The sequence below is a fragment of the Actinokineospora sp. genome, assembly GCF_050699995.1.
Classification (GTDB): domain Bacteria; phylum Actinomycetota; class Actinomycetes; order Mycobacteriales; family Pseudonocardiaceae; genus Actinokineospora.
This window is the reverse complement of record NZ_JBOHGC010000014.1, coordinates 25,924-49,560: the sequence shown is the minus strand read 5'-3', so window position 1 is coordinate 49,560 and position 23,637 is coordinate 25,924. Positions and strand designations below refer to the sequence as shown.

Sequence of the window (23,637 nt, the reverse complement as noted above, 5' to 3'; positions counted from 1 at the left end):
GAGCGCCCGCAAGTCGGCGAGGGCACCCACTCGACACGGCTCGCCTCAGCGGCGTCCGGTACCAAGTCGACGTTGACCCACTCGGAGGCAAACACGCGGCGGGTGCCCATGCACCGTCCACTGAGCGGGGTCCTCAGGCATGAGCCGCCTCCCTCAGCCGGGCGTCGAACTCCTGCGCGCCGGTGGGCCCGGACAGCCGGATCAGCTGTCCTCGCAGTTCCAAGGCGCGGATAGCGATCGGCTCCACCATCGCACCCTTAGCGCTGGTTTGGCCTGGTGGTCGGCACTGATGACTTGATCAAGTCAGGTATCGGGTGATCTTCACGGGATCAGCAAATTGAGGTCGCCGAATTCGTGCCATAAGTAACCTGCGGCGATGGCCTCCTGGTAACAGTCGTGCAGTAAAGGGCGGCCGGCGATGGCTTCGAGCATGTCGAGGTGGGAGGCGCGGGGTTCGTGGAAGCCGGTGATGAGGCCGTCGGTCACGGTGACCCCGCGTTCCGGGGTGATGATCAGGTCTGTCCACCCCTCGGCCGCGTGGACGGTTCCGTCCGGGGCTGCGGCGCTTTCCATGGCTCGGACCGCTGTGGTGCCTACGGCGATGACGCGGCCGCCGGTGGCCCGTGTGTGGTTGATCAAGCTTGCCGTTGTTGCGGGTACGCGGAAGCGTTCCGGGTAGGGGCGTTCGTGTGCTTCCTGCGACGCGACGCCGGTGTGGAGTAGGAGTGGGGCGATGCGTATTCCTCGGGTTACCAGGGTGGTGACCATTCGGTCGGTGAACGGTCTGGACGCGCTGGGCATTTCGGCGCTGCCTGGGTCGGTGCCGAAAACCGTTTGGTAGTAGGCGATCGGCCAGTCTCGGGGGACGTACCCGTAGCGGATGGGCGATCCGACTGCCCGCAGGTAGCCGATCACGGACCCGAACGGGCCCTGATCGACTTCCGCCTCCCAAAGTCGGTCTTGGGAGTACGGCCGCGTCAGCGTCACCGACGCGCCGGACGGGAGGGGGTACCGCCGCCCTGCGACGCCCCCGCGGTGGCGCTCTGTTGTCTTTCCCCGGGCCCGCCGGAGTTCCACCAGCCACGAACCGTCGCGCAGCTCTGTCGAGAAGTGCACCGAGAGGTCGCTGTCGGGCACCTTGACCGCCGCCGGGATGGTCGCCGAGGTGTTGACGACAAGAAGATCGCCCGCACGCAGAGCGCTCGGCAGGTCGGCGAACCGTCTGTGGTCGACCGACGATCCGGTCCCGACGAGCAGTCGCACGCCGTCTCGCGAGAGTCCGCGTGCTTCCGGTGGCTCGTGTGCCTCCAGCTCCGCGGGAAGCACGAACTCCATTGTGGACACCTGACTTTCCGGTGATGCGCTCGTCATCGTCCCCCAGTGCTCCTGTCCTCGGTCCACACCATGACGTCGCCCGCGCCGGGGCAGGCGACCTCGAATCCGTAGTGCCCGCGCGGATACCTGCCGGGCGCCCGGGTGATCGAGTCCTGCTCCATCGCCGCGAGTCGCGCGTCGACGTCGTTGACGGTCGCCAGTTCCATGGCCAGTGGCCCCTGCCCCCGGTGCCGTCGAGCCGGGCTGACCAACTCGATGTATGCGCCCGGCACCACTTGGATGACCGATCCGTGTTCCTTCGCCGTGGACCAACTGTCCACTTCGGATAAGCCCAGACGGTCGAGGTAGAACGCCCGCGCCTGCCCGATGTCGGCCGCCTCGAACGGAATCCAAAGGGCCCGGGTCTTGCTCACGCCTGCTCCGCCAGCCGGTAGCGGCCGGACTCCGGGCGGTCGGCCACCAGCTTGAGCATCGCGGGGACCACCGTGGCGGGCAGCGGCCGGTCGCTGATGTCCTCGCCGGGGAAAGCGTCCTGGTGCATTTGGGTCCGCATGTCGCCCGGGTCGGTCCACCAGACGCGGACGCCCGGCTCCTCGGCGGCGAGCACATTGCTGAGCTGCTCCACGGCCGCCTTCGACGATCCGTAGCCTCCCCAGCCCTCGTAGGGCTCGACCGCCGCGTCCGAGGTGAGGTTGACCAGCGCGCCAGCGCGCTTCCGCAGGCCGGGGAGGGCGAGCTGGGTCAACGCGAGCAGGGCGACGACGTTGACCTCGAGCACCTCGCGCAGCCCGTCCAATGGGTAATCGGCGAGTTTCGGTAGTGGGCTCGGACCGAGCCCTCCGGCGTTGTTGATCAACAGGTCGACTCCGCCGAGAGCCTCGGCGGCGGCTATCAGGTCCGCGCGGTGGCCGGGGTCGGTGATGTCGCCCGGCACGGCCGTAACGGACTTGGGCAGGGCAGCGGCGGCTTCGGCGAGCGCGGTCGCGTCGCGGGCGTCGAGAACAAGGTCCCAGCCTTCGTCCGCGAGTCCGGCCGCGAGCGCCTGGCCCAGGCCGCGGGACGCGCCGGTGATGATGGCGACGGGCATGTCGGTCCTTCCGTCGGTCGTCGTTTGACGTGATCGACGTTAGGCCGGTTCGGGCGGGCGGCCATCGGACCAGAGATGGTTCTTTTCTCAGACTTTAGTCCTAGGACCAGGGGCTTTGTCGGTCCTCCTGGGTACCTTGAAACGGTGACCGGAATCGACCGAGACGAACTGCGTGAGGTGAGCGCCGCCGTGCTGGCGGTCGCCACCCACCTTGAGGTGCGCGAGGTCCTCCAGACGATTCTGACGTCCGCACGAAGGTTGGTCGGCGCCCGGTACGCGGCGCTCGGCGTGCCCGATGAGGACGGTGGGTTCGCCGAGTTCCTGGCCGACGGCATCAGCGACGAGCAGTGGGCCGAGATCGGGCCGGTGCCCCGGCAGCATGGCCTCCTCGGCGTCCTGCTGTCCGACCCGCACCCGGTCCGGCTCGACGACATCCGTGCGCACCCCAAGTTCGGCTGGTGGCCCGCCGCGCACCCGGTGCTGACGGACTTCCTCGGGGTGCCGATCACCGACGGCGACGAGATCCTCGGCGAGATCTTCGTCGCCAACAAGGAGGTGCCAGGCGGCTTCACCGCTCAAGACGAGGAACTCCTCGCGCTGCTCGCCTCCCATGCCGCGATCGCGTTGGTCAACGCCCGGTTGTATGAGCGCAGCCGTGAATTGTCCATTGTGGAGGAGCGCAACCGCATCGCGCGCGAGTTGCACGACTCGGTCACCCAGAAGCTGTTCAGCCTTCGGCTCACCGCGGAGGCGGCCGCCGCTCTGCTCGACCGCGATCTGGACCGCGCGCGAACCGAGATCGACATCGTGCGCAGGCTCGCCGCGGCCGCCACGGAGGAGTTGTCGTCCGTCGTCATCGGGCTGCGCTCACCCGACCTCGCGGGCGACGGCTTGGATATCGCCTTGCGCAAGCAGGCCGACCTGTTGAACCGCGTGCACGACGCGGCGGTGCGGTTCAGCAGCCGCGACGTGCCGAGGCTGACTTCGGCGAGAGAGGAGGCGGTGTATCGCATCACGCAAGAGGCTCTACACAACGCGTTGCGCCATGCCCAGGCGGACCAGATCGAGATCGACATGTCGTTCCGTGCCCAGGTGCTCGTGGTGAGGGTCAAGGACGACGGCGTCGGGTTCGACACCTCGCCGTCCGAGCAGACCTCGCGCAGGCTGGGGCTTTCGTCGATGCGTGAGCGCGCGCGGGTGGCGGGCGGCCGGTTGAAGGTCACCTCCGAGCGTCCCGGTGGGACGACCGTCCTGCTGGAGGTGCCCGTTGACTGACAACATCAAGGTGCTGATCGTCGACGACCACCCGGTCGTGCGACAGGGGCTGCGCACGTTCCTGGACGTGCAGGACGACATCACCGTGATCGGTGAAGCCTTCGACGGCGCTTCCTGCGTGGCCGAGGCGGAGCGACTACACCCGGACGTGATCCTGCTCGACCTGCGGATGCCGGGCAGCGATGGTGTGTTCGCGCTGCGCGCCCTGCGTGATCGGGGTAACCCCGCGCGAGTACTCGTCGTGACCAGCTTCGCCGACCCGTCGGCAATCGTTCCGGCGGTTCGCGCGGGCGCGGCGGGCTATGTCTACAAGGACGTCGACCCAACCGCGCTGGCGGCGGCGATCAGGTCGGTCCACGCGGGCCATGTGTTGCTGCACCCGGATGTGGCCCGTCTGCTCGCCGAAGGCGACTCGCGTCCGAGCGACCTGAAGCTGACCTCGCGGGAGTCGGAGGTGTTGGAAGCTGTCGTTCGTGGACTGTCCAACCGGGAGATAGCGAAGAAGTTCGACCTGTCCGAGAAGACCGTGAAATCCCATATGAGCGCGATCCTGGCAAAACTGGGCTTGCAGGACCGCACTCAGGCCGCGCTCTACGCCGTGCGGACGGGGTTGGTGTCTCTGGCCGGGAAATGAACCACGCCGTAGCAGGCGACCACACCGGCCAACACCAAGGCGGTCAAGCCGACGACGTTGGCGACATCCGCGAGCAGTGGCGCGGAGAACGGCGAGACGCCGAGTGCCGACTCGACACCGGTGGTGAGGGCCACCAGGCCATACCCTGTGGTGCCGAGTTGCACCACGCGCAGCCGGAGCAGATCCGTCCACCGGGTGAAGCCCAACAGCCAGGCGATGCCGGGCAGCACGAGGACGGCGTGCATGGCGACCGCGTGGATCGGCTTGAACGCGCCTGCCGTGGTGTAGGCAAGGTCCGGGTTGCCCGCGGCGACGGCGATGACGCCTCGCGCGATCATGGCCGCGCCGACGAGCAAGGCCACGACCAGGAGCAACAACCCGGCGCGTACGGCCAGACGCATCTCGGGCCGTACGACCGAGTCCGGCCGAAGCGCGGCCACGGTGATGGTCAGCACCGAGATCAGGATCAGGCCGCCACCCACGGCGAGCGAGGTGGCGATCACCCGGTCGAGGCCGGTCTCACTGTTGAAGTGCGATGGCACCCCACGCCATGCCTGCACGGAGATCAGCCCGACCTCCACGACGCTCGCCGCGGTGAACAGCCACAGCGTGACCGACCGAGCTCGCTCGCTTTGCCGAATCCAGGTGCTGACCCACACCAGAGTGATCAACGCCAGGCCGAACGACAGGCCGAAGGTGACCGGCTTGCGCCAGGACACCGGCCCTCTCCACGGGCCACCATCGATCAGGAACACGCCGAAATGCGCGACCCCGGAGAGAAGGAGACAGGCCCCGACCACATAGCCGATTCGCTCGACAGTCCGGCCCTGCGTCCACACCCCACGCAGCGCGGTCAACATCAACCGGGTCTGCCCCTCCGAAACCACGGCATCCACCTCCCCGTTATGGCCGCCAAGGTATCGGCCGTCCCCTGAGAACGCTGAGAAACGCGATAGGCATGCTGACCCGGAATCGACCGAGCCTGGTTTCGGCGAGGTCGCTCCCGCCGTTCGCGGGTTGTCATCGCCTTGCCCCTCAGCGACACTGCAGTCCCTGCTGATTGACGAAACCGGCACGTATTCGGTGAATACCCGCTGTTCACCGACGTCACGGTCGCGAGGGTTCGGAGGTTCTGCTGGCATGCGCAAGCTGCATTGGGCCAGTTGGGCCGCGCTCGGGGCGGCGGTGTTGGTCGCCGTGGTGGCGATCGTCTTCGTCGTGTTGCGCTCCTCGACCGGCGCCTCGCCCCACCAGAACATGGGCTCGCCGATGACGCTGGCCGCACACAGCGACGGGCTGTCGGATTTCGAGAACGGCTTCCGCTTCGAGCCGGTCACCCTGCCCACGACCCGCGGCGACGCCGTGCAGGTCGCGTTCCGGATCCTCGGGCCGTCCGGCAAGCCGGAGACCCAGTTCCAGCTCAACGCCACCAAGCAGCTGCATTTCTTCGTGGTGCGCGACGACATGCAGGGCTACCAGCACCTGCACCCGGAACTCGATGGCGACACCTGGAAGGGTGCGGTCGCCATCGCCGACGGCGGCGCCTACCGCATGTTCGCCGAGTTCATCCCGATGAACACCACCGACACCACCCACCCCGTCGTCCTCGGTCTGCCCTTCGCGATCGCCGGTGACACCGCGACCGTCGAGATCCCGGCTCCCGCCGCCGAGGCCGACGCCGGTTCCGGGTACCGCATCGTTCGGCCGGAAGGGCCGGCTACCGTCGCCGTCCGGCAGCCGACGGTGCTGCGGTTCTCGCTGCGTGGACCCGACGGCAAACCACTCGACACCGTTGACCCGCACCTGGGCGCGTACGGGCACATGACGGGCTTCCACACGTCCCTGTTGTCGGCCACCCACCTGCACCCGCGCGAACCGCTGGGCGCCCCCCTGATCAACGGCGAGCTGACCTTCCAGGCCCTGTTCGGCGAACGCGGCGAGTACCGCCTGTTCCTGGAGTTCAGCCGCGATGGCCAGGTCCACCGAGGAGCGTTCACGGTCTTCGTGTCCTGAAGCTCCGCTAATGGCTGCCCCGTAGTCAGCGTTAGCCTTGCTTCATGTTCGACCTGGTACGACTCCGTGTCCTGCGCACCGTCGCCGATCAAGGCACCCTCGCCGCGGCCGCCGACGTCCTGCATCTGACCCCTTCGGCGGTCTCGCAGCAGATGGCGAAGCTGGAGCGCGAGGCCCGCTGTGCGCTCATCGAGCGGCACGGCAGGCGGGTCCGGCTCACCGAGGAGGGCAGGCTGCTCGCGGAGCACGCCGAACGCATCCTCGGCGCGGTCGAGCAGGCCGAGGCCGACCTGGATGAGCGTCGCGGCGAGGTCGTCGGCGACTTCACCGTCGCCGCGTTCCCCACCGCCGCGCGCGGGCTGCTGCCCAAGGTGCTGGTGGCGATGAACGAGCGTTATCCGCGGCTGCGGCTGGGCCTGCGGGAGGTCGAACCGTACGACGCCATCGCCCAGCTCACCCGCGGCGACCTCGACCTCGCGATCGCCCAGGACTGGGTCAACGTCCCGATCGCCGTCTCCGACCGCCTGCGCTCCCATGACATCGGGCGCGACCTGATCGACGTGGCCCTCCCCGCCGGTCACCCGCTGGCCGACGCGTCCACGGTGGCGCTGTCGGACCTCGCCGGCGAGCGCTGGATCGCGTCCACGGCCGGGACCATCTGTTACGACTGGCTCACGAGCACCTTCCGCGGCGCCGGGCACGAGCCTGACATCGCCCATCAGGCCGTCGAATTCCCCACCCAGCTCGCCCTCGTCGCCGCGGGTCTCGGTGTCGCCCTCATGCCCCGGCTGGCGGGCGACCACGTCCCCGACGGCGTCCGCCTCCGCCCTGTCGAACCCGCCATGTCGCGGCGGGTTTTCGCCGTCTGGCGTGAGGAAAGCGGCCGCAAGCCCGCGGTCCGCGCTTTCGTCGAAATGGCGGTCGAACAGTGGCGCGAACATCACTATTCACTGCATGTATAGACTGGGCGTGTACCGGGCAAATTCGACTCTCTGGGGGTACCGGTGGACTCACGAATCTGCGCGGCGGTCGTCGCCGCCGTCTTGACCCTCGCGGGGTGTACGTCATCCGACGCGCCGCCGCCCGTGCCCGGCCTCGCCGACCGCGGCACGACCATGACCACGGCCAAACTCACCCGGCAGGACCTGACCAACAAGGTCAGCCTCACCGGCAAGGTCACGCTCAACCCGATCTTCGGCCTCGTCGCGCCGGGCGACGGCCAGGTCCGCTACGTCGGGGTGAAGCCGCCCACGAGCACGCCGACCAAGCCGACGCGAGCGGGCGCGGTGTGGGCGTCGGGCAAGCCCACGCACGTCGACGTCCCCGCGGGCGCGGTCTTCGCTGGTCGCCTCGTCGCCGACAAGTCGTCGGTGACCGCGGGCATGCCGATCGTCTCCGCGACCTACGTCGGATACGGCATCGTGGCCGACATCGACGGCGCGCAGGCATACCAGCTGTCCGACTCGCTGAAGTCGGTGCGCGCGCAGATCAAGAGCGGGCCCGGCCCCTTCGACTGCGCCGTCATGGGCACCATCGCCGCGCTGCCCGCGGGCACCATCCCGGAGCCGCCCGCGCCGGATCCCGCGCCGCAGCCGAACCCGGACCCGAACGCTCCCCAGCCGCAACCGCAGCCCAAACCGCAGCCCGAGCAGCCGCAGAGCAAACCGTCGGAGGCCACCGGCATGCGCCTGGTCTGCACCGCGCCCGCCGATGTGAAGCTGATCAACGGCGCCGCCGCGACCATCGAGGTCATCACCGAGACGGCGAAGCAGGTGCTCGTCGCGCCGGTCGAGGCGGTCGCCGGCAAGCAGGGCAGCGGCAAGGTCGACGTCCTCGGACCGGACGGCTCGCGCCAGACCAAGGACGTCGTCCTCGGCCTGACCGATGGCCGGGTCGTGCAGATCAAGTCGGGCCTGACCGGCGAGGAGACGCTCGCCGTGCCCGGCCCGAATCTGCCGCAGGGCCCGCCTGAGCAGAATCCCAAGCCCGGTATGGGGTCCTGACATGACACCCCTGATCGAGTTGCGCGGACTCACCAAGACGCTGAAAGGCCAAGGCGAGCCGCGGCCGATCCTGACCGGTGTCGACCTCACTGTCCACAGTGGCGAGAGTGTGGCGATCCTGGGCCGCTCCGGCTCCGGCAAGAGCACCCTGCTGAGCCTGATCGGGCTGTTCGACCGCCCGGACGGCGGTCAGTACCTGCTCAACGGGGCGGACATCAGCCGGGTGTCCGAGCGCCGCGCCGCGCGGCTGCGCAGCGACGAGTTCGGCTTCGTCTTCCAGCGCTTTTTCCTGCTCAAGCACCTGACCGCCGCGCAGAACGTCTCCATGGCACTGGTCAACGGCCAGGGCTGGGCGGCACGGCGCAAGCGGCGCGCGAAGGTGATGGCGGCGCTGGACCTGGTCGGCATCGCGCACCTGGCCAAGCAGCGGCCGCAGCGGATGTCCGGCGGCGAGCAGCAGCGCGTGGCCATCGCCCGCGCGCTGGTCCGCGAGCCGAAGATCCTGCTGGCCGACGAGCCCACGGGCGCCCTCGACACCGAGACCGGCGCCCACGTCATCGAGGTCCTGCATTCCGCGACCGCGCGGGGGTGCGGGCTCGTCCTCGTGACCCACGACCACGCGCACGCCAGCCGGATGGGTCGCGTAGTGCGGCTCACCGATGGCAGGCTCGTGACCGAGCGGGCGGGGGTGTACGCCTGATGGCCCTGTCCGGTCGGTTCCGCTCCGCGCTCATCATCGGCGGACAAGGCATCCGCGCGCGCAAACTGCGCACGTTCCTGTCGATGGTCAGTTTGTTCTTAGGCGTTCTAGCTGTGGTCACTGTGCAGGCCGGGTCGGAGATCGCGAACCGTGCGCTGCTGGCGGACATCGAACTCAACGCGGGCAAGGACGGCACGGTCGTGCTGACGCTGCCCAGCCACGAGGCGACGGTGCCGATCATGACGGAGGTCCTGCGCGGCCGGCCGGAGATGGTCGGCATGACGAGCACGATGGCGATCATCGGCGAGCCGGGAGTCACGCCCATCAATCCGGGTGGCTCGCCACTCAAGTACGCCGGAGAGGGCTACTACGGCCCGAGCATGGTCTGCGACCAGACCGGCTGCCGGGAAATCAAGCAGGACGACAGCCCACCTCCCGCGGGGAAGGCCATCGAACTGCGCCTCGTCGGACTCACCGGCGACATCCGCCAGTACCGGCCGTTTCACACGGAGGCGGGCCGATGGCTCGACTTCTCTGGGGCGCCGTCGCTGTCGCCGGGGCTGGTCCTCAACCGCGAGGCGGCGGCGGCCTTCACCCAGCACCAACTTCCCGCCGAGATGCGGATCAAGGACTCGTCGGCGAATCCGACTCCCCGCGTCCTGGGCGTCGTGCACGACGGCGACAGTTCACCCACGGCCTACGTCAGGGCCGACGAACTCCTGAACTGGACCACCCCGGCCGGAGGCAATTTCGACGGCCGCAACCAGTTCGCCGTGTACATGCCGCCGGGGGTGACCGATGTGGAGCAGACACTGCGGGCTCGACTCATCGCCCGCGGCGCTCCAGGCGATCAGTTCCACTCGTATCCGGTCGAGGCCAAGAAGCAGATCGAGTCCCAGTTGACGCTGATGCGGATGATCTTCCTCGCGTTGGCCGCGCTGGTCCTGCTCATCGGGGTCGCGGGAATCCTCAACGTCGGCTTGGCCACGGTCGGCGAGCGCATCGAGGAGTTCGCCCTGCGCCGTGCTGTCGGCACACCGCGGCTGCTGCTGGCGGGAATTGTGCTGTCGGAGACGCTGATCATCGGCATGCTGACGGCGGCCGCCGCGATCGGCGTCGGTGCCGTCGGGCTCAAGCTGGCGCCGACGGTGCTCGGCGGCCGGTTCGAGTCGATGGGGGCCGAACTCGAGTTCCCGTGGCAGGCCGGGGTCGCGGGAGTGATCGCGGGTCTCGCTGCCGGTGTCCTCGGCGGTTTGCTCCCCGCGATCCGGGCGGCTCGCATTCCTATCGCGACGGTGATGCGCGCTTAGTTCGGTGACCATTCCGTGTTGGCGCCGCACACGATGACGCAGGCGAGCTCGCCGGGCACCCGCCCGGCGAGCCACGCGGCGAACGGCACGGCGGCGGCGGGTTCGACGGCCAGCCGGAACTCCTCCCAGAGCCGGTCACGCGCGGCGAGCAGTTCATCGTCGCTGACCAGCACCGACGTCGCCCCGGCGGCCTGGAGGATCTCGAAGGTGAGGTCGCCCGCCCGGGTCGCGCCGAGGGCGGACGCGGCGACCGAGTCGACCGTCGAGTCGACCGGGTGGCCCGCCGCGAACGCGTTGTGCATGGCCTGGCAGTTCTCGGGTTCGACCGCGACCACGGGCCTGCCGCCGCCCAGTACGGTGCCGGAGGCCAGCCCGCCGCCGCCGACCGCCACCACGAACGTGTCGATGTCCGGGGCGTCCGCGACCGCCTCCGCCGCGCAGGTGCCCTGGCCCGCGATGACCAGCGGATGGTCGTACGCGGGCACGTAGAGCGCGCCGGTGCTGGCCGCCTCGGCCAGCGCCGCGGCGGAGGCCTTGCCGTACGAGTCGCCGCCGATGATCAGCTTCGCGCCCGCCGCCTCGATCCGCCGGGCCTTCTCCGGTGGGACGGACGCCGGGACGTACACGGTCGCGGGAATGTCGAGCACCCGCGCCGCCGTGGCCACCGCGAGCCCATGGTTGCCGCCTGACGCGGTCACCACCGCCGCGGGCCGGTCACCGCCGAGCAGCGCGTTGAGCGCACCGCGGAACTTGAACGAGCCGGTGCGCTGCAGGTGTTCGAGCTTGAGGACCACCCTCCGACCGTCCACTTCGGAGCGAAGCAGCGGGGTGCGGCGGATGTGCGGGGCGATGCGGCCTGCGGCCCTGCCGATGTCATTGTGGTCCACGAGTCATGCTAACCGCGGACGGTCGGTGTGCGGCGGCGTCACCTGATCGACCACACTGGCTGCGTGACGAACGCACCATGGCCGCACGGAGCCGCCACCGGGATCGGCTCGCTGCCCGGCGACGATCCCGCCGAGGCCGCCACAGTCGTCCTCGGTGAGCTGCCCGACCTGCCGCACCTGCCGGAACTGCCCGCCCGCGGACTCGGCGCCGACATGATCGGCCGGACCACCGCCCTCCTCGTCGACCTCGCCGTCGAGGTGGTGCCCTCGGGCTACCGGGTCGCCGCCCACCCTGGCCGCGACCACCGCCGCGGGGTCGACCTGCTGCGCTGGGACCTTGACGCTGTCGAGGACGCGATCGGGCGCGCGGGCGAATCACCCGCGGTGTTCAAAGTCCAGGTCGCCGGGCCGTGGACGCTGATGGCGGGTGTCGAACTGCACCGCGGCCACCGCGTCCTGACCGATCTCGGCGCGCGCCGGGAGTTCGGCGAGTCGCTCGCGGAGGGGCTCGCGCTGCACGTCGGCGAGGTGCGCAAGCGGACCGGTGCCGAAGTGGTCGTCCAGTTCGACGAGCCGAGCCTGCCCACGGTCCTGGCGGGAGCGCTGCCCACGCCGTCCGGGTACGGCACGGTGCCGTCGGTGGCCGTTCACGACGCCCGCGACATGCTGTCGACGCTGATCGACGCGGCGCGCGCCGCTACCGGGAACCCGGTCATAGTTCACTGCTGCGCGCCGCGTCCCCCGATCGGTTTGCTTCGCGAAGCGGGCGCCGGAGCACTCGCCTTGGACGCCGCTCTCCTCGAAGGCATCCCCGCGTCGCTGTCCGACGACCTCGGCGAAGCGTGGGACGCGGGCGTGTTCATGTTCCTCGGTCTGGTGCCGGGGACCGAACCGCGTGAGCGGCAGTCGCTGCGCGCGGCCGCCGAGCCCGCCCTGCGGCTGGTGGACCGGCTCGGCTTCCCGCGTTCGATCCTCGCCTCGCGCACCGTCGTCACCCCCGCCTGCGGCCTCGCAGGGGCGTCCACCGGATGGGCACGCGCCGCCCTCAATCAGGTCCGTGAACTGGGCAAAGCTTTCGTGGAGCCGCCGGAGTCCTGGTAGCTGTCGGTGCCCGGGCGTAACGTGTCGCGGGTCACTGATGGAGGTGCCCGATGACACAGAAGGTGCTGCTCGCGATAGGGACGCGCAAAGGGCTGTTCCTCGCGACCAACTCCGGTGGGGACTGGGAGACAACCGGTCCGCACCACCCGATGACCGACGTCTACGCCGTCGCCATCGACACCCGACGCGCCACCCCGAGGCTGCTCGCCGCGGTCACATCCGAGCACTGGGGACCGAGCGTCGCGATCAGCGACGACCTCGGCGAGACCTGGTCCGAGCCCGACCACGCGCCTGTCGCGTTCCCCGAGGACACCGAGACCGCGCTCGGGCGCGTGTGGCAGCTCGCGCCAGGACCGTCGAGTGAGCCGGACGTGGTCTACGCGGGAGTGGAGCCGTCAGCACTGTTCCGTTCCGACGACGGCGGCGTGAACTACGAACTCGTCCGGGGCCTGTGGGACCACCAGCACCGGGAGAAGTGGACGCCCGGCTTCGGCGGGATGGCGGTCCACTCGGTCATCCCGCACCCGACCGACGCGGGCCGGATCACCGTCGCGATGTCCACCGGCGGGGTGTACGTCAGCACCGACGGCGGCAAGTCGTTCGACGCGAGCAACGAGGGCATCAAGGCGTACTTCCTCCCCGACCCGTACCCCGAGTTCGGGCAGTGCGTCCACAAGATCGCCCAGCATCCCGATCGGCCCGACCGGTTCTACGCGCAAAACCACCACGGCGTCTATCGCAGCGACGACAGCGCCAAGACGTGGCAGTCGATCGCCGACGGCCTGCCCAGCGACTTCGGCTTCGCGATGGTCGTGCACCCGCACCGACCGGACACGATCTACAACTTCCCGCTGACAGCGGACTCGATGCGTTTCCCGCCCGACGGCCGCTGCCGGGTCTACCGCAGCGACGACGCGGGCTCGACCTGGACCGCGCTCGGCGACGGCCTGCCCGACGACTTCTGGAGCGCCGTCATGCGCGACGCGATGTGCGTCGACGACGCCGACGAGGCGGGCGTGTACTTCGGTTCGCGGTCCGGCGAGGTCTACGCCAGCCGAGACGGCGGCGAGCACTGGACGCAGGTCGCCGCGCACCTGCCGGACGTGCTGTCGGTGCGGGCCGCGGTGATCTGATGATCACCGTCCTGCTGCCCCAAGTCCTGCGGGCCAAGGCGGACGGCCAGGCGAAAGTCGAGATCGACGCGCCCGAGCCCGCTACCCTGGCCGGAGTGCTCGACGCGGTCTGTGAGCGCTACCCGGCGCTGGAACGGCGCCTGCGCGACGAGAACCGGGGGCTGCGCCGGTACGTCAACTTCTATGTGGACGGAGAGGAATGCCGGTTTCTGGGCGGGGCGGACACACCGGTCGCGGCCGACGCCGAGATTCAGGTGATTCCGTCGGTGGCGGGCGGCTAGCGCGCTGGTTCAAGCGTTCCCGCGATCCGGTCGAGCGGCCCGACCCGGCCGTCCTCGCGGAACGCTTCTGGTGCGAGTGGCAGCAGATGCTGCCCGAGATCGCCGCCGCGCTCGGCGAGGGGGAGCCGCATCGGGTGGAGAACCAGCTCTGCGAGATGGTCGCGGCGCTCCACCCCGACCTGCACTTCTCGCTCGAGCGCGGCATCCGCTCGATCTACGCGTTCGTGGTGAGCGGCCAGGAAGACCCGAGGCTGCGGCCGTACACCGACGCGTGGAAGGCGGCTGCCGAGCCCGACACCCCGCTGTGGGAGTTCCACGACTCGGTGCCGGCCGTCCCCGACCCGACGGAGGTGACGGTCAACCTCGGTGCGACCAGGGTCGCCCTCGCGGATGTCCGCGTGCACGCGCAGGTCGAGGAGGGGTTGGTCGACGTCGCGGTCTATCACCCGGCGCTCGCCGGGCTGGAGCCGTCGGCTCGCGCGGCGATGACGTTCCTGCCGCTGGACGCCACGCTCGGTGAGCGGCTGGCGGGGGAGCGGCTGCGCCGGGTCGAGGCCGCCGACACCGAGCCCGCCGACAGCATCGGTTTGCTTGAGCTGCGCGAACTTGTCCACAGGCTGGCTTCCTGAGCCTTCGAATGTCGGTCGTCCTGGCTACTCTTTGACACGTGACCAGTGTTGACGAGGATCTTCCACAGGAACGACCAGCCGCGGTCGAGGGCGTCGAGGATGTGCCCTCCGACGTCCGCGAGCGGCACGCCGAGCTGTCCGAGGAACTCCTCGGCCACCAGTTCCGCTACTACGTGCTCGACGCGCCGACGATCTCCGACGGCGAGTTCGACGCGTTGCTGCGCGAGCTGGAGGCGATCGAGGAGCAGCACCCATCGCTGATCACGCCGGAGTCGCCGAGCCAGCGGGTCGGCGGGTCCTTCTCCACCGAGTTCGCCGCGGTCGACCACCTCGAGCGCATGCTCAGCCTGGACAACGCCTTCGACCTCGACGAACTCAGCGGCTGGGTGGACCGGGTGGAGAAGGAGGTCGGCTCCGCCGCGCACTTCCTGTGCGAACTGAAGATCGACGGCCTCGCGATCAACCTGCTCTATGAGAACGGCCGCCTCACCCGCGCGTTGACCAGGGGCGACGGCCGCACCGGCGAGGACGTCTCGCTCAACGTCCGCACCATGCGCGGCGTGCCCGACCGGCTCACCCCGAGCGATGAGTTCCCGGTGCCCGCGCTGGTCGAAGTGCGCGGCGAGGTGTTCATGACGCTCGAGGATTTCGCCGACCTCAACGCCCGGCTGGTCGAGGCGGGCAAGCCGCCGTTCGCGAACCCGCGCAACACGGCGGCCGGGTCGCTGCGGCAGAAAGACCCGAAGGTCACCGCGAGCCGCAACCTGCGGCTGATCTGCCACGGCCTGGGCAGGCGCGAGGGTTTCGAGCCGACCGCCCAGTCCGAGTCCTACCGTGCGCTGGCCGCGTGGGGGCTGCCGGTGTCCAAGCACACCAAGGTGCTCGACTCTGCCGACCAGCTCGCCGAGCACATCAAGTACTGGGGCGAACACCGCCACGACGCCGAGCACGAGATCGACGGCGTGGTGATCAAGGTCGACGAGGTGTCGCTGCAGCGCCGCCTCGGCAACACCTCGCGTGCGCCGCGCTGGGCGATCGCCTACAAGTACCCGCCAGAAGAGGCGACGACCACGCTGCTCAACATCGAGGTCAACGTCGGCCGGACCGGCCGGGTGACGCCGTTCGCGGTGATGGAGCCGGTCAAGGTGGCGGGTTCGACGGTCGCGATGGCCACGCTGCACAACGCCTCGGAGGTCAAGCGCAAGGGCGTCCTCATCGGCGACCGCGTGGTGATCCGCAAGGCGGGCGACGTGATCCCGGAGGTGCTCGGCCCGGTGATCGAGGTCCGCCCGAAGGACGCCTACGAGTTCGAGATGCCCACCGAGTGCCCGGTGTGCGGCACGACCTTGGCCTACGAGAAGGAGGGCGACGCCGACATCCGGTGTCCCAACGCCCGGTCCTGCCCGGCGCAGCTGCGGGAGCGGCTGTTCCACCTGGCTGGGCGGGGCGCGTTCGACATCGAGGTGCTCGGCTACGAGGCCGCCGCCGCCCTGCTCGCCTCCGGGGTGATCCAGGACGAGGGCGACGTGTTCTCCCTCGATGAGGAGCAGCTCTCGCGGGTCGAGTTGTTCCGCACCAAGGCAGGTGAGCTGTCCGCGAACGGCCGCAAGCTGGTGGGCAACCTCGACAGCGCGAAGAACCGTCCACTGTGGAAGGTCCTGGTCGGCCTCTCCATCCGCCACGTCGGCCCCACCGCCGCCCAGGCGCTGGCCCGCGAGTTCGGCTCCGTCGACGCGATCGCCAAGGCAACCGAACAGGAACTCGCCGACGCCGAGGGCGTGGGCCCGACCATCGCCACCTCCGTCCAGGCCTGGTTCGCCGTCGACTGGCACCGCGAGGTGGTCGACAAGTGGCGCGCGGCGGGCGTCCGCATGGAAGAGGAACGCGACGATTCGACACCGCGAACCTTGGAGGGTCTCTCCATCGTCGTCACCGGCAGCCTGGAGACCTACTCCCGCGACGAGGCCAAGGAGTCGATCATCGCCCGCGGCGGCAAGGCGTCGGGTTCGGTGTCGAAGAAGACGGCGTTCGTGGTCGTCGGCGACGCACCGGGATCGAAGTACGACAAGGCGATCCAGCTCAAGGTCCCGGTGCTCGACGAGGATGGCTTCGGCGTACTGCTGGAACAGGGCCCCGAGGCCGCCACGGAGGTCGCCACAATCGGCGACACGGAGGCTGACGGCGGGGATGCGAAGGTCGACCCGAAGGCAGTCGCCGGCGGAAACACCGAGGCCGCCGATGGGTAGCCCAGTGGAGGCTTCCAGCATCACGGTGCGCTCGGCCCGCGCGGACGAGGTCGAAGAGATCGGCACCCTCACCCTCGACGCCTACACCGCCGACGGCTACTTGGGCCCCGACTCAAGCGGCTACGCCGCCAGCCTGGCCGACGCCGCAAGCAGGTTGCGCAGCGCGGATCTCCTGGTCGCCGTCGACGCTGACGACACCCTCCTCGGCACCGTCACCCTCGCCTTACCCGGCTCCGACTACGCCGAAATCTCCCGCGAGGGCGAACTGGAATTCCGCATGCTCGCCGTCGCCCCCACGGCCCGCAACCGAGGCATCGGCGAAGCCCTCATCCGCGCCGTATTGGACCGGGCCAGGGAACTCGGTTTGCCGAGGGTGGTGCTGTGCAGCTCACAGAACATGGCCCCCGCCCACCGCCTCTACCAGCGATTAGGTTTCACCCGCCTGCCAGACCGCGATTGGAGTCCGGGCCCAAAGGTCCACCTGATCGCATTCGATTTGGACCTACCGGACGACTGAGCCACCGGGGTGCCGGGCCGCCTACGGGAGGGGAGTGGCGAGGGTCCGCCCGACCGGTTGGGAGGGCGGCGGCCCAGGGGAAGCGGCGGCTGGCGGGGAACGTCGGGCCTCGTGTGCGCCGGGGACGGGATGCCGATCATGTGGTGCCTGGCCACCCCGAAGATCGGGGAACGCGAAGTGCTGGCCGCGTTGCTCGACCACGACCACCACCTCCTCCGTGAGGGCCAAATCCTGTTGGCGGACAAGGGTTTCGCTGGCAAAGACTTCCAGGAACTCGCCGCCGCGATGGGGGTGAGACTGCTGCGCCCGCCCGGGTCGCGCAACGCCTGCTGGCCATGGCCGCCGGTATCTGGCACAACTGGATGACCGGCACAACAGCAAACGGTCACTGATCGCGTTCGATCACTAACGCCAACTTCACCGCATCAATCATCTAGGCCCCGCGACACGGATGGGTGACCAAGCTTGGATCGGACCAGTCGCACGTGGGCATCGAAGTCCGTTTGCCGGGCGCGTTGCGTCTGGCCGAACGCACAAGGGACGGGCACTGCTGTCAGATCAGGTGGTCGAACTCGCCCGTTTGCGCGCCAGTGAGCATGGCGGTGATCTCGTCCACGGTGAACTGGAGGATCGCGCTGTAGGTGCCGAGTTTGCTGTCGCGGACGCCGATGATGCGGCCGATCTTGGTGAACTCGACGCAGCTTTGGTTGGGCTGGCTCGCGGTGGCCTTCTGCCAGGTGGCTGCGGCGAACGCTTCGATGGGCAGGTAGTCGTGGTGTGGGGCCATGAGCGGTTCCTTCCGGTGGTGCTGGCTAGCTGTAGTGGTCCGCCACTTTCCCGATGAACTCGATGGAGTCCTGCGGACCCGGTGCGGCGGCTTGGAGGTAGCCCCAGAGCTGTTCGTAGGCTTCGACGCGGTCGTGGTCGTCGAGGTAGCGGGCATCGTCGTATTGCTCGACATAGACGAAGTCGAGCGGGTTGGCGATGCCGGGTCCGGGCACGTGGATGAGGCAGAAGTCCAGGGAGGCGTACAGGATCGGGTCGTTGCCGTCGAAGGGCAGGACCTGGATCTGGACGTTGGGGTCGTCGGCGATCTCGATCAGCCGCAGCATCTGCTCGCGCATCACCTGGTTGCCGCCATAGGCGCGGCGCAGGCAGGACTCCGAGAGCGCGAAGCTGACCGCGGGCGGCGCGGGATCCTCGCGGGTGAGGATCGACTGCCGGTAGTGCAGGGCGTGGATCTCGCCGTCGACGTCGGTCTTGCCGTGGAACGGTGTGGGTGCGTCGTGCAGCGCTCGCCGGTAGGCCTCGGTCTGGAGCAGGCCGGGGATGATCTCCGACTGCACCTGTCGCAGGCGGCTGGCGTGGTGTTCGAGGTCGACCAGCAGGCGGAAGGACTCCCGAAACAGGTCGCGGTAGCTGGTCCAGTCGCCCTTCTGCCCGAGGTTGCGAGCCAGGTCGAGCATGACTTCGACCAACTCGGGGCTGGCTCCGTACAACTCGCCGAGCAGCTTCGTGTCGCCGACGGAGATCTTCGACTGGCCAAGCATGATGCGGTTGATCTTCGAGGGCTGGCAGCCGAGGTGACGCGCGGCCTCGGCGTCCTTGATGCCCGAGCTGTCCTTGAGCCGGTTGAGCTCGTTGATCAGCATCAACAGCGGAACGGTATGAGCGATCGCCATCGGCGCGGCTGCCTCCATCGACACGGCGCTGGTCACACACGGTGAAATAGGAACTCACTCGTTAGGACCAAGCGAATATAGGAACTCCTACGTTAGCGGGCTTGGCGACCCCCGCCCGAACCTCGACTGCCTGACCACCAGCCTCGGGCGCCCCGATGCTGGTGAGATGCGTGCGCACAGCCCTGTCCACCTGCCGCAACGCGGCGAACGGCGCCGTCAGCGCCTGGTGCGCTTGCTCGAAGGCGGCCACCGAACCCGACGCCTCAGGCGACTTCGAACGATACGTGGCCGTGCCGACTGCCTGCCTGGCCTCATCAAGCAGCGTCGCGGCAGCGTTCAGACCGGCCGAACCGCCCAGACAGGGCGGAACCCAGATCAGTCTGGCAACACCACAGCCACGATCCCAGCCAGATGCGCCAACCGCGCCACCTCAGCCGCCCGGAACATCGGTCCACCCGGCCGCCCGACCAACAACACCCGGTCCGGCTTCCCCAACGGCGTGGCCGCCAGCTCGGTCCCCAGCTCCTGCCAGGTCTCCGGCACCCACGACTCCTCACCGTCCAGCACGGTCGCCCGGGCTAACGGCATCCACGGCAGTTCCATCCGGTGCACCGTCGGCGCCGCGCTGCTCGATGCGATGGGGTGCGCGCCGGCGGCGTCGAAGGTGACGACCAGGGCCCAGCCTGCTCGGATGATCTTCGGGACGCCCTCGGTGAAGATCGCCAGGCCGTCGTTGGGCTCGGCCGCGACGTCCTCGACCAGTTCCAGCTCACGGTGGGTGTCGAGCACCCCCGCGTAGGGGCGCACGGCGTCGACTTCGACGCCTGCCACGGACTCCGCCGCGGTGATCAGGACGTCGGGGAGCCTGCCGCCGGGGAGTTCGACGACGAGGTCATCGATGGCGACACCGCCCACGCGTTCCACCACGTCCACACTGAGGATGTCTGCCCCGATGGCCCCCAGCGCGGTCGCGACCGCGCCCAGGGTTCCGGGGCTGTCCGGGAGCTGGACCCGGATCAGGAAGGACAAGGCGAACGCCTCCCGATGTTCCTACTCGGTGCGCGAAACCAAACGTCCACGCCCTACGCCGACCGCCGATTGTCGCAGACCAGGTGACCCACACGGCGGCTGGTGTCCATCGGACCGCATCGCGGGACGGGCTTCGGTGTACACCCCCGGCGGCTTGAGAACAACCCGTTCGGGGCTTCCATCCTGCGCGAAATAGACTCACGGGGTCCTATCGCAGACACCCCCGGGGGTTCGTCGAGTGCCAAGCATCTCCCGTGACGAGGTAGCCCACCTCGCCCGACTGGCCAGGCTGGCCGTCACCGAAGAAGAACTGGACCTGTTCGCGGGCCAGCTCGACCAGATCGTGCAGGCCGTGGCGAAGGTCGGTGACGTCGCTGACCAGGACATTCCGCCCACTTCTCACTCGGTGCCGTTGACCAACGTCTTCCGTGCGGACCTCGTTCGACCCGGGCTCACCCAGCAGCAGGCACTCGCCGCGGCACCCGCCGCCGAGGACGGGCGCTTCCGCGTTCCGCGCATCCTCGGGGAGGAAGCATGACCGACCTGATCCGCCTGACCGCCGCCGAACTGGCCGCGAAGATCCAGGCCAAGGACGTCTCCGCCGTCGAGGTCGCCCAGGCGCACCTCGACCGCATCGACGCCGTCGACTCCGCCGTCCACGCGTTCCTGCACGTCGACACCGAGCGCGCGCTGCAGGCCGCGAAGGCCGTCGACGAGGACGTGGCCGCGGGCCGCCCGGCGGCGTCGCCGCTGGCCGGTGTGCCGCTCGCCCTCAAGGACGTCCTGACGATGCAGGGCGCCCCCACGACGTGCGGCTCGAAGATGCTCGAAGGGTGGAACCCGCCCTACGACTCCAACGTCACGCTCAAGCTGCTCCAGGCCGGGGTCGTCATCCTCGGCAAGACCAACATGGACGAGTTCGCGATGGGCTCGTCCACCGAGAACTCCGCCTACGGCGTGACCCACAACCCGTGGGACCTCGACCGCATCCCCGGCGGCTCCGGCGGTGGCTCGGCGGCGGCACTGGCCGCGTTCGAGGCCCCGCTCGCGATCGGCACCGACACCGGCGGCTCGATCCGCCAGCCCGGTTCGGTCACCGGCACCGTCGGTGTGAAGCCGACCTACGGCACGGTCTCGCGCTACGGCCTGGTCGCGTTCTCCTCCTCGCTCGACCAGGCGGGCCCGTGTGCCCGCACCGTCCTCGACGCGGCACTGCTGCACGAGGTCATCGGCGGCCACGACCCGCTCGACTCCACCTCGATCGACGCGCCGCTGCCGCCCGTCGTCGCCGCGGCCCGCGAGGGCGCCAACGGCGACCTCAGCGGCGTGCGTGTCGGTGTGGTCACCCAGTTCTCCGGTGACGGCTACCAGCCCGGCGTGCTCGCCTCCTTCGAGGCCGCGGTCGCGCAGCTCAAAGAATTGGGCGCGGAGATCGTCGAGGTCTCCTGCCCGAGCTTCGACCTGGCGCTGCCCGCCTACTACCTGATCGCGCCGAGCGAGTGCTCCTCGAACCTCGCCCGGTTCGACGCCATGCGCTACGGCCTGCGGGTGGGCGACGACGCCACGCGCAGCGCCGAGGAGGTCATGTCGCTGACCCGCGAGGCCGGTTTCGGTCCCGAGGTGAAGCGGCGCATCATGCTCGGCACGTACGCGCTGTCCTCGGGCTACTACGACGCCTACTACGGTTCGGCGCAGAAGGTCCGCACGCTCATCTCGCGTGACTTCGACGCCGCGTTCGGCACCGTCGACGTCCTCATCTCGCCGACCACGCCCACCACGGCGTTCCGCATCGGCGAGCGGGCGAACGACCCGATGGCCATGTACAAGGCCGACCTGTGCACGATCCCGTCGAACCTGGCGGGCAACGCGGCCCTGAGTGTCCCGAGTGGACTGTCCGACGACGACGGTCTGCCGGTGGGACTGCAGATCATGTCCCCCGCGCTGCAGGACCACCGCGGCTACCGCGTGGCCGCCGCGTACGAGGCCGCCCGCAACGCCGCGCAGGGCGGTTCGCTGATCAACCGCGTTCCCGAGCTGGAGGTGGCTCACTGATGGCCGGCGTGAAGAATCTCAAGGGCGCCTTCGGTGTCGTCGGCTCGGTGACGGCGGCGACGACCGCGGTGACCAGCCTGCGCAAGGCGCGCGAGCAGAACGACAAGCTGCAGCTGGCCAACGCGCTCGGCGGCATCTTCGTCGCGCTGACCAGTGCGCTGATCGCGGTTCGGGCGTTCCGGAAGGGCGGGGACAAATGACGTCCACTGTGGAGTTGATGGACTACGACGAGGTGATCGAGCGCTTCAACCCGGTGCTGGGCCTGGAAGTCCACGTCGAGCTCAACACCAACACCAAGATGTTCTGCGGCTGCCCGGTCACCTTCGGCGGTGAGCCGAACACCCAGGTGTGCCCGGTGTGCCTCGGCCTGCCCGGCGCGCTGCCGGTGCTCAACGCCATCGGCGTCGAGTCGGCCATCCGCATCGGCCTCGCGCTCAACTGTGAGATCGCCGAGTGGTGCCGCTTCGCCCGGAAGAACTATTTCTACCCGGACATGCCGAAGAACTTCCAGACCTCGCAGTACGACGAGCCGATCGCCTTCAACGGCTACCTCGACGTCACCCTCGACGACGGCGAGATCTTCCGGGTCGAGATCGAGCGCGCCCACATGGAGGAGGACACCGGCAAGTCGCTGCACGTCGGCGGCGCCACCGGCCGGATCCACGGCGCGGAGCACTCGCTGCTCGACTACAACCGCGCCGGTGTGCCGCTGATCGAGATCGTCACCAAGACGATCGAGGGCACCGGAGCCCGCGCCCCCGAGGTGGCCCGCGCCTACGTCAGCACCCTGCGCGACCTGCTCAAGGCGCTCGACGTGTCCGACGTGCGGATGGACCAGGGTTCCCTGCGCTGCGACGCGAACATCTCGCTGATGGCCAAGGACGCCACGGAGTTCGGCACCCGCACCGAGACCAAGAACGTCAACTCGCTGCGCAGCGTCGAGCGGGCCGTGCGGCACGAGATGACGCGGCAGGCGGCGATCCTGGTCGAGGGCGGGTCCATCCTGCAGGAGACCCGGCACTTCGAGGAGGCGTCGGGCACCACGCGCGCCGGGCGGCGCAAGGAGACTTCGGAGGACTACCGGTACTTCCCGGAGCCCGACCTGGTCCCGATCGCCCCGTCCCGCGAGTGGGTCGAGGAACTGCGCCTGACCCTGCCGGAGCTGCCCGCGCAGCGCCGCAAGCGGGTCCAGGCCGAGTGGAACCTCACCGACCTGGAGCTGCGCGACCTGATCAACGCCGGTGCGATCGACCTGATCGCGACCACGGTCGCCGCGGGTGCTTCACCCGCCGAGGCCCGCTCCTGGTGGGTGTCGTACCTGACCCAACAGGCCAACAACCGGGGTGTCGGGCTCGGTGACCTGCCGATCACGCCCGCCCAGGTGGCGAAGGTGATCGCCCTGGCCGCCGACGGCAGCCTGACGAACACGCTGGCCCGCGAGGTCGTCGACGGCGTCCTCGCAGGCGAAGGCGAGCCGGAGGACGTCGTCGAGAAGCGCGGCCTCAAGGTCGTGTCGGATGACTCGGCGCTCTACGCCGCGATCGACGAGGCCCTGGCCGCCCAGCCGGACGTCGCCGACAAGATCCGCGACGGCAAGGTCGCCGCCGCGGGTGCCATTGTCGGAGCCGTCATGAAGGCGACCAAGGGGCAGGCCGACGCCAAGCGCGTCCGGGAACTCATTCTGAAACGCTGCGGCGGATAACCGACAGAGTCATCATCCGAC

25 protein-coding genes and 1 pseudogene are annotated in these 23,637 nt (G+C 69.4%); 18 read left to right on the top strand and 8 right to left on the bottom strand.

Features of this window, described 5'->3' with window-relative positions; all coding sequences use genetic code 11:
- Positions 1-321: 321 nt before the first annotated feature.
- From ACRDSQ_RS00845 to ACRDSQ_RS00835, 3 genes are read right to left on the bottom strand one after another with little or no spacing between them, the layout of a single operon-like run.
- A complete protein-coding gene (locus tag ACRDSQ_RS00845) occupies positions 322-1,335 on the bottom strand; it encodes an S-adenosylmethionine:tRNA ribosyltransferase-isomerase (RefSeq protein ID WP_431417888.1) in 1,014 nt (337 codons plus the stop codon).
- A 32-nt stretch (positions 1,336-1,367) separates the two neighbouring features.
- On the bottom strand, positions 1,368-1,748 hold the full coding sequence (locus ACRDSQ_RS00840) for a VOC family protein (RefSeq protein WP_431417887.1): 381 nt from the start codon (positions 1,746-1,748) through the stop codon (positions 1,368-1,370).
- Positions 1,745-2,422 (bottom strand): SDR family NAD(P)-dependent oxidoreductase, encoded by a 678-nt coding sequence (locus tag ACRDSQ_RS00835; protein WP_431417885.1) that lies wholly within the window; start codon positions 2,420-2,422, stop codon positions 1,745-1,747. Before ACRDSQ_RS00835 ends, ACRDSQ_RS00840 begins: the two co-directional genes overlap by 4 nt.
- A 144-nt stretch (positions 2,423-2,566) precedes the next feature.
- Between ACRDSQ_RS00835 and ACRDSQ_RS00830 the strand changes: the two genes are divergently transcribed.
- Together ACRDSQ_RS00830 and ACRDSQ_RS00825 are read left to right on the top strand one after the other, a co-directional pair.
- Positions 2,567-3,697 carry a GAF domain-containing protein gene (locus tag ACRDSQ_RS00830; protein ID WP_431417883.1) on the top strand — a complete coding sequence of 377 codons (1,131 nt, stop codon included), beginning with the start codon at positions 2,567-2,569 and terminating at the stop codon, positions 3,695-3,697.
- Complete coding sequence (locus ACRDSQ_RS00825; protein WP_431417881.1) at positions 3,690-4,331, top strand: response regulator; 642 nt, start codon at positions 3,690-3,692, stop codon at positions 4,329-4,331. Before ACRDSQ_RS00830 ends, ACRDSQ_RS00825 begins: the two co-directional genes overlap by 8 nt.
- Here ACRDSQ_RS00825 and ACRDSQ_RS00820 read toward each other — a convergent pair.
- A complete protein-coding gene (locus ACRDSQ_RS00820) occupies positions 4,289-5,227 on the bottom strand; it encodes a hypothetical protein (RefSeq protein WP_431417880.1) in 939 nt (312 codons plus the stop codon). The two genes, ACRDSQ_RS00825 and ACRDSQ_RS00820, sit on opposite strands and share 43 nt — an antisense overlap.
- 244 nt (positions 5,228-5,471) lie before the next feature.
- On the opposite strand from ACRDSQ_RS00820, the gene ACRDSQ_RS00815 reads away from it, so the two are divergent.
- From ACRDSQ_RS00815 to ACRDSQ_RS00795, 5 genes are read left to right on the top strand one after another with little or no spacing between them, the layout of a single operon-like run.
- The gene (locus ACRDSQ_RS00815; RefSeq protein ID WP_431417878.1) at positions 5,472-6,344 is read left to right on the top strand and encodes a hypothetical protein; all 873 of its coding nucleotides are present in this window, start codon (positions 5,472-5,474) and stop codon (positions 6,342-6,344) included.
- Positions 6,345-6,388: 44 nt separating this feature from the next.
- Positions 6,389-7,306: a LysR substrate-binding domain-containing protein gene (locus ACRDSQ_RS00810; protein WP_431417876.1), complete on the top strand. Its 918-nt coding sequence runs from the start codon at positions 6,389-6,391 to the stop codon at positions 7,304-7,306.
- A gap of 42 nt (positions 7,307-7,348) precedes the next feature.
- Positions 7,349-8,347: an efflux RND transporter periplasmic adaptor subunit gene (locus ACRDSQ_RS00805; protein WP_431417874.1), complete on the top strand. Its 999-nt coding sequence runs from the start codon at positions 7,349-7,351 to the stop codon at positions 8,345-8,347.
- Between the two features lies 1 nt (position 8,348).
- Complete coding sequence (locus ACRDSQ_RS00800; RefSeq protein WP_431417873.1) at positions 8,349-9,047, top strand: ABC transporter ATP-binding protein; 699 nt, start codon at positions 8,349-8,351, stop codon at positions 9,045-9,047.
- Positions 9,047-10,357, top strand: coding sequence for an ABC transporter permease (locus tag ACRDSQ_RS00795; RefSeq protein ID WP_431417871.1), 1,311 nt, complete (start codon positions 9,047-9,049; stop codon positions 10,355-10,357). Before ACRDSQ_RS00800 ends, ACRDSQ_RS00795 begins: the two co-directional genes overlap by 1 nt.
- Here ACRDSQ_RS00795 and ACRDSQ_RS00790 read toward each other — a convergent pair.
- The gene (locus ACRDSQ_RS00790) at positions 10,354-11,244 is read right to left on the bottom strand and encodes a threonine/serine dehydratase (RefSeq protein WP_431417869.1); all 891 of its coding nucleotides are present in this window, start codon (positions 11,242-11,244) and stop codon (positions 10,354-10,356) included. The two genes, ACRDSQ_RS00795 and ACRDSQ_RS00790, sit on opposite strands and share 4 nt — an antisense overlap.
- A gap of 63 nt (positions 11,245-11,307) precedes the next feature.
- Between ACRDSQ_RS00790 and ACRDSQ_RS00785 the strand changes: the two genes are divergently transcribed.
- The 7 genes and pseudogenes from ACRDSQ_RS00785 to ACRDSQ_RS00755 form a co-directional block, all read left to right on the top strand.
- Complete coding sequence (locus ACRDSQ_RS00785; RefSeq protein WP_431417868.1) at positions 11,308-12,345, top strand: methionine synthase; 1,038 nt, start codon at positions 11,308-11,310, stop codon at positions 12,343-12,345.
- Positions 12,346-12,395: 50 nt separating this feature from the next.
- Positions 12,396-13,478, top strand: coding sequence for an exo-alpha-sialidase (locus tag ACRDSQ_RS00780; protein WP_431417867.1), 1,083 nt, complete (start codon positions 12,396-12,398; stop codon positions 13,476-13,478).
- Complete coding sequence (locus tag ACRDSQ_RS00775) at positions 13,478-13,759, top strand: MoaD/ThiS family protein (RefSeq protein WP_431417865.1); 282 nt, start codon at positions 13,478-13,480, stop codon at positions 13,757-13,759. The genes ACRDSQ_RS00780 and ACRDSQ_RS00775 overlap by 1 nt, the downstream gene beginning before the upstream one ends.
- A gap of 86 nt (positions 13,760-13,845) precedes the next feature.
- Positions 13,846-14,388, top strand: a complete 543-nt coding sequence (locus tag ACRDSQ_RS00770) for a hypothetical protein (protein ID WP_431417863.1) — start codon at positions 13,846-13,848, stop codon at positions 14,386-14,388.
- 38 nt (positions 14,389-14,426) lie between these two features.
- Positions 14,427-16,634, top strand: coding sequence for an NAD-dependent DNA ligase LigA (ligA, locus tag ACRDSQ_RS00765; RefSeq protein WP_431417861.1), 2,208 nt, complete (start codon positions 14,427-14,429; stop codon positions 16,632-16,634).
- On the top strand, positions 16,627-17,151 hold the full coding sequence (locus tag ACRDSQ_RS00760) for a GNAT family N-acetyltransferase (RefSeq protein WP_431417859.1): 525 nt from the start codon (positions 16,627-16,629) through the stop codon (positions 17,149-17,151). The genes ligA and ACRDSQ_RS00760 overlap by 8 nt, the downstream gene beginning before the upstream one ends.
- Before the next feature lie 108 nt (positions 17,152-17,259).
- Positions 17,260-17,560: pseudogene (locus tag ACRDSQ_RS00755) on the top strand (IS982 family transposase); the annotation flags it as partial.
- Between the two features lie 144 nt (positions 17,561-17,704).
- Here ACRDSQ_RS00755 and ACRDSQ_RS00750 read toward each other — a convergent pair.
- The 3 genes from ACRDSQ_RS00750 to ACRDSQ_RS00740 all read right to left on the bottom strand — a co-directional run bounded on the left by ACRDSQ_RS00750 (position 17,705) and on the right by ACRDSQ_RS00740 (position 19,862).
- Positions 17,705-17,938 carry a DUF397 domain-containing protein gene (locus ACRDSQ_RS00750; protein ID WP_431417857.1) on the bottom strand — a complete coding sequence of 78 codons (234 nt, stop codon included), beginning with the start codon at positions 17,936-17,938 and terminating at the stop codon, positions 17,705-17,707.
- 25 nt (positions 17,939-17,963) lie between these two features.
- Positions 17,964-18,869, bottom strand: coding sequence for a helix-turn-helix domain-containing protein (locus ACRDSQ_RS00745; protein ID WP_431417855.1), 906 nt, complete (start codon positions 18,867-18,869; stop codon positions 17,964-17,966).
- A gap of 339 nt (positions 18,870-19,208) precedes the next feature.
- Positions 19,209-19,862 (bottom strand): amino acid-binding protein, encoded by a 654-nt coding sequence (locus ACRDSQ_RS00740; RefSeq protein ID WP_431417853.1) that lies wholly within the window; start codon positions 19,860-19,862, stop codon positions 19,209-19,211.
- 238 nt (positions 19,863-20,100) lie between these two features.
- Here ACRDSQ_RS00740 and gatC point away from each other — a divergent pair, with 238 nt between their 5' ends.
- From gatC to gatB, 4 genes are read left to right on the top strand one after another with little or no spacing between them, the layout of a single operon-like run.
- Positions 20,101-20,400 (top strand): Asp-tRNA(Asn)/Glu-tRNA(Gln) amidotransferase subunit GatC, encoded by a 300-nt coding sequence (gene gatC / locus ACRDSQ_RS00735; protein WP_431417852.1) that lies wholly within the window; start codon positions 20,101-20,103, stop codon positions 20,398-20,400.
- Positions 20,397-21,914, top strand: coding sequence for an Asp-tRNA(Asn)/Glu-tRNA(Gln) amidotransferase subunit GatA (gene gatA, locus ACRDSQ_RS00730; protein ID WP_431417850.1), 1,518 nt, complete (start codon positions 20,397-20,399; stop codon positions 21,912-21,914). Before gatC ends, gatA begins: the two co-directional genes overlap by 4 nt.
- Complete coding sequence (locus ACRDSQ_RS00725) at positions 21,914-22,114, top strand: hypothetical protein (protein WP_431417849.1); 201 nt, start codon at positions 21,914-21,916, stop codon at positions 22,112-22,114. The genes gatA and ACRDSQ_RS00725 overlap by 1 nt, the downstream gene beginning before the upstream one ends.
- Positions 22,111-23,616, top strand: a complete 1,506-nt coding sequence (gene gatB / locus ACRDSQ_RS00720) for an Asp-tRNA(Asn)/Glu-tRNA(Gln) amidotransferase subunit GatB (protein WP_431417848.1) — start codon at positions 22,111-22,113, stop codon at positions 23,614-23,616. The genes ACRDSQ_RS00725 and gatB overlap by 4 nt, the downstream gene beginning before the upstream one ends.
- The last annotated feature ends 21 nt before the right edge of the window (positions 23,617-23,637 follow it).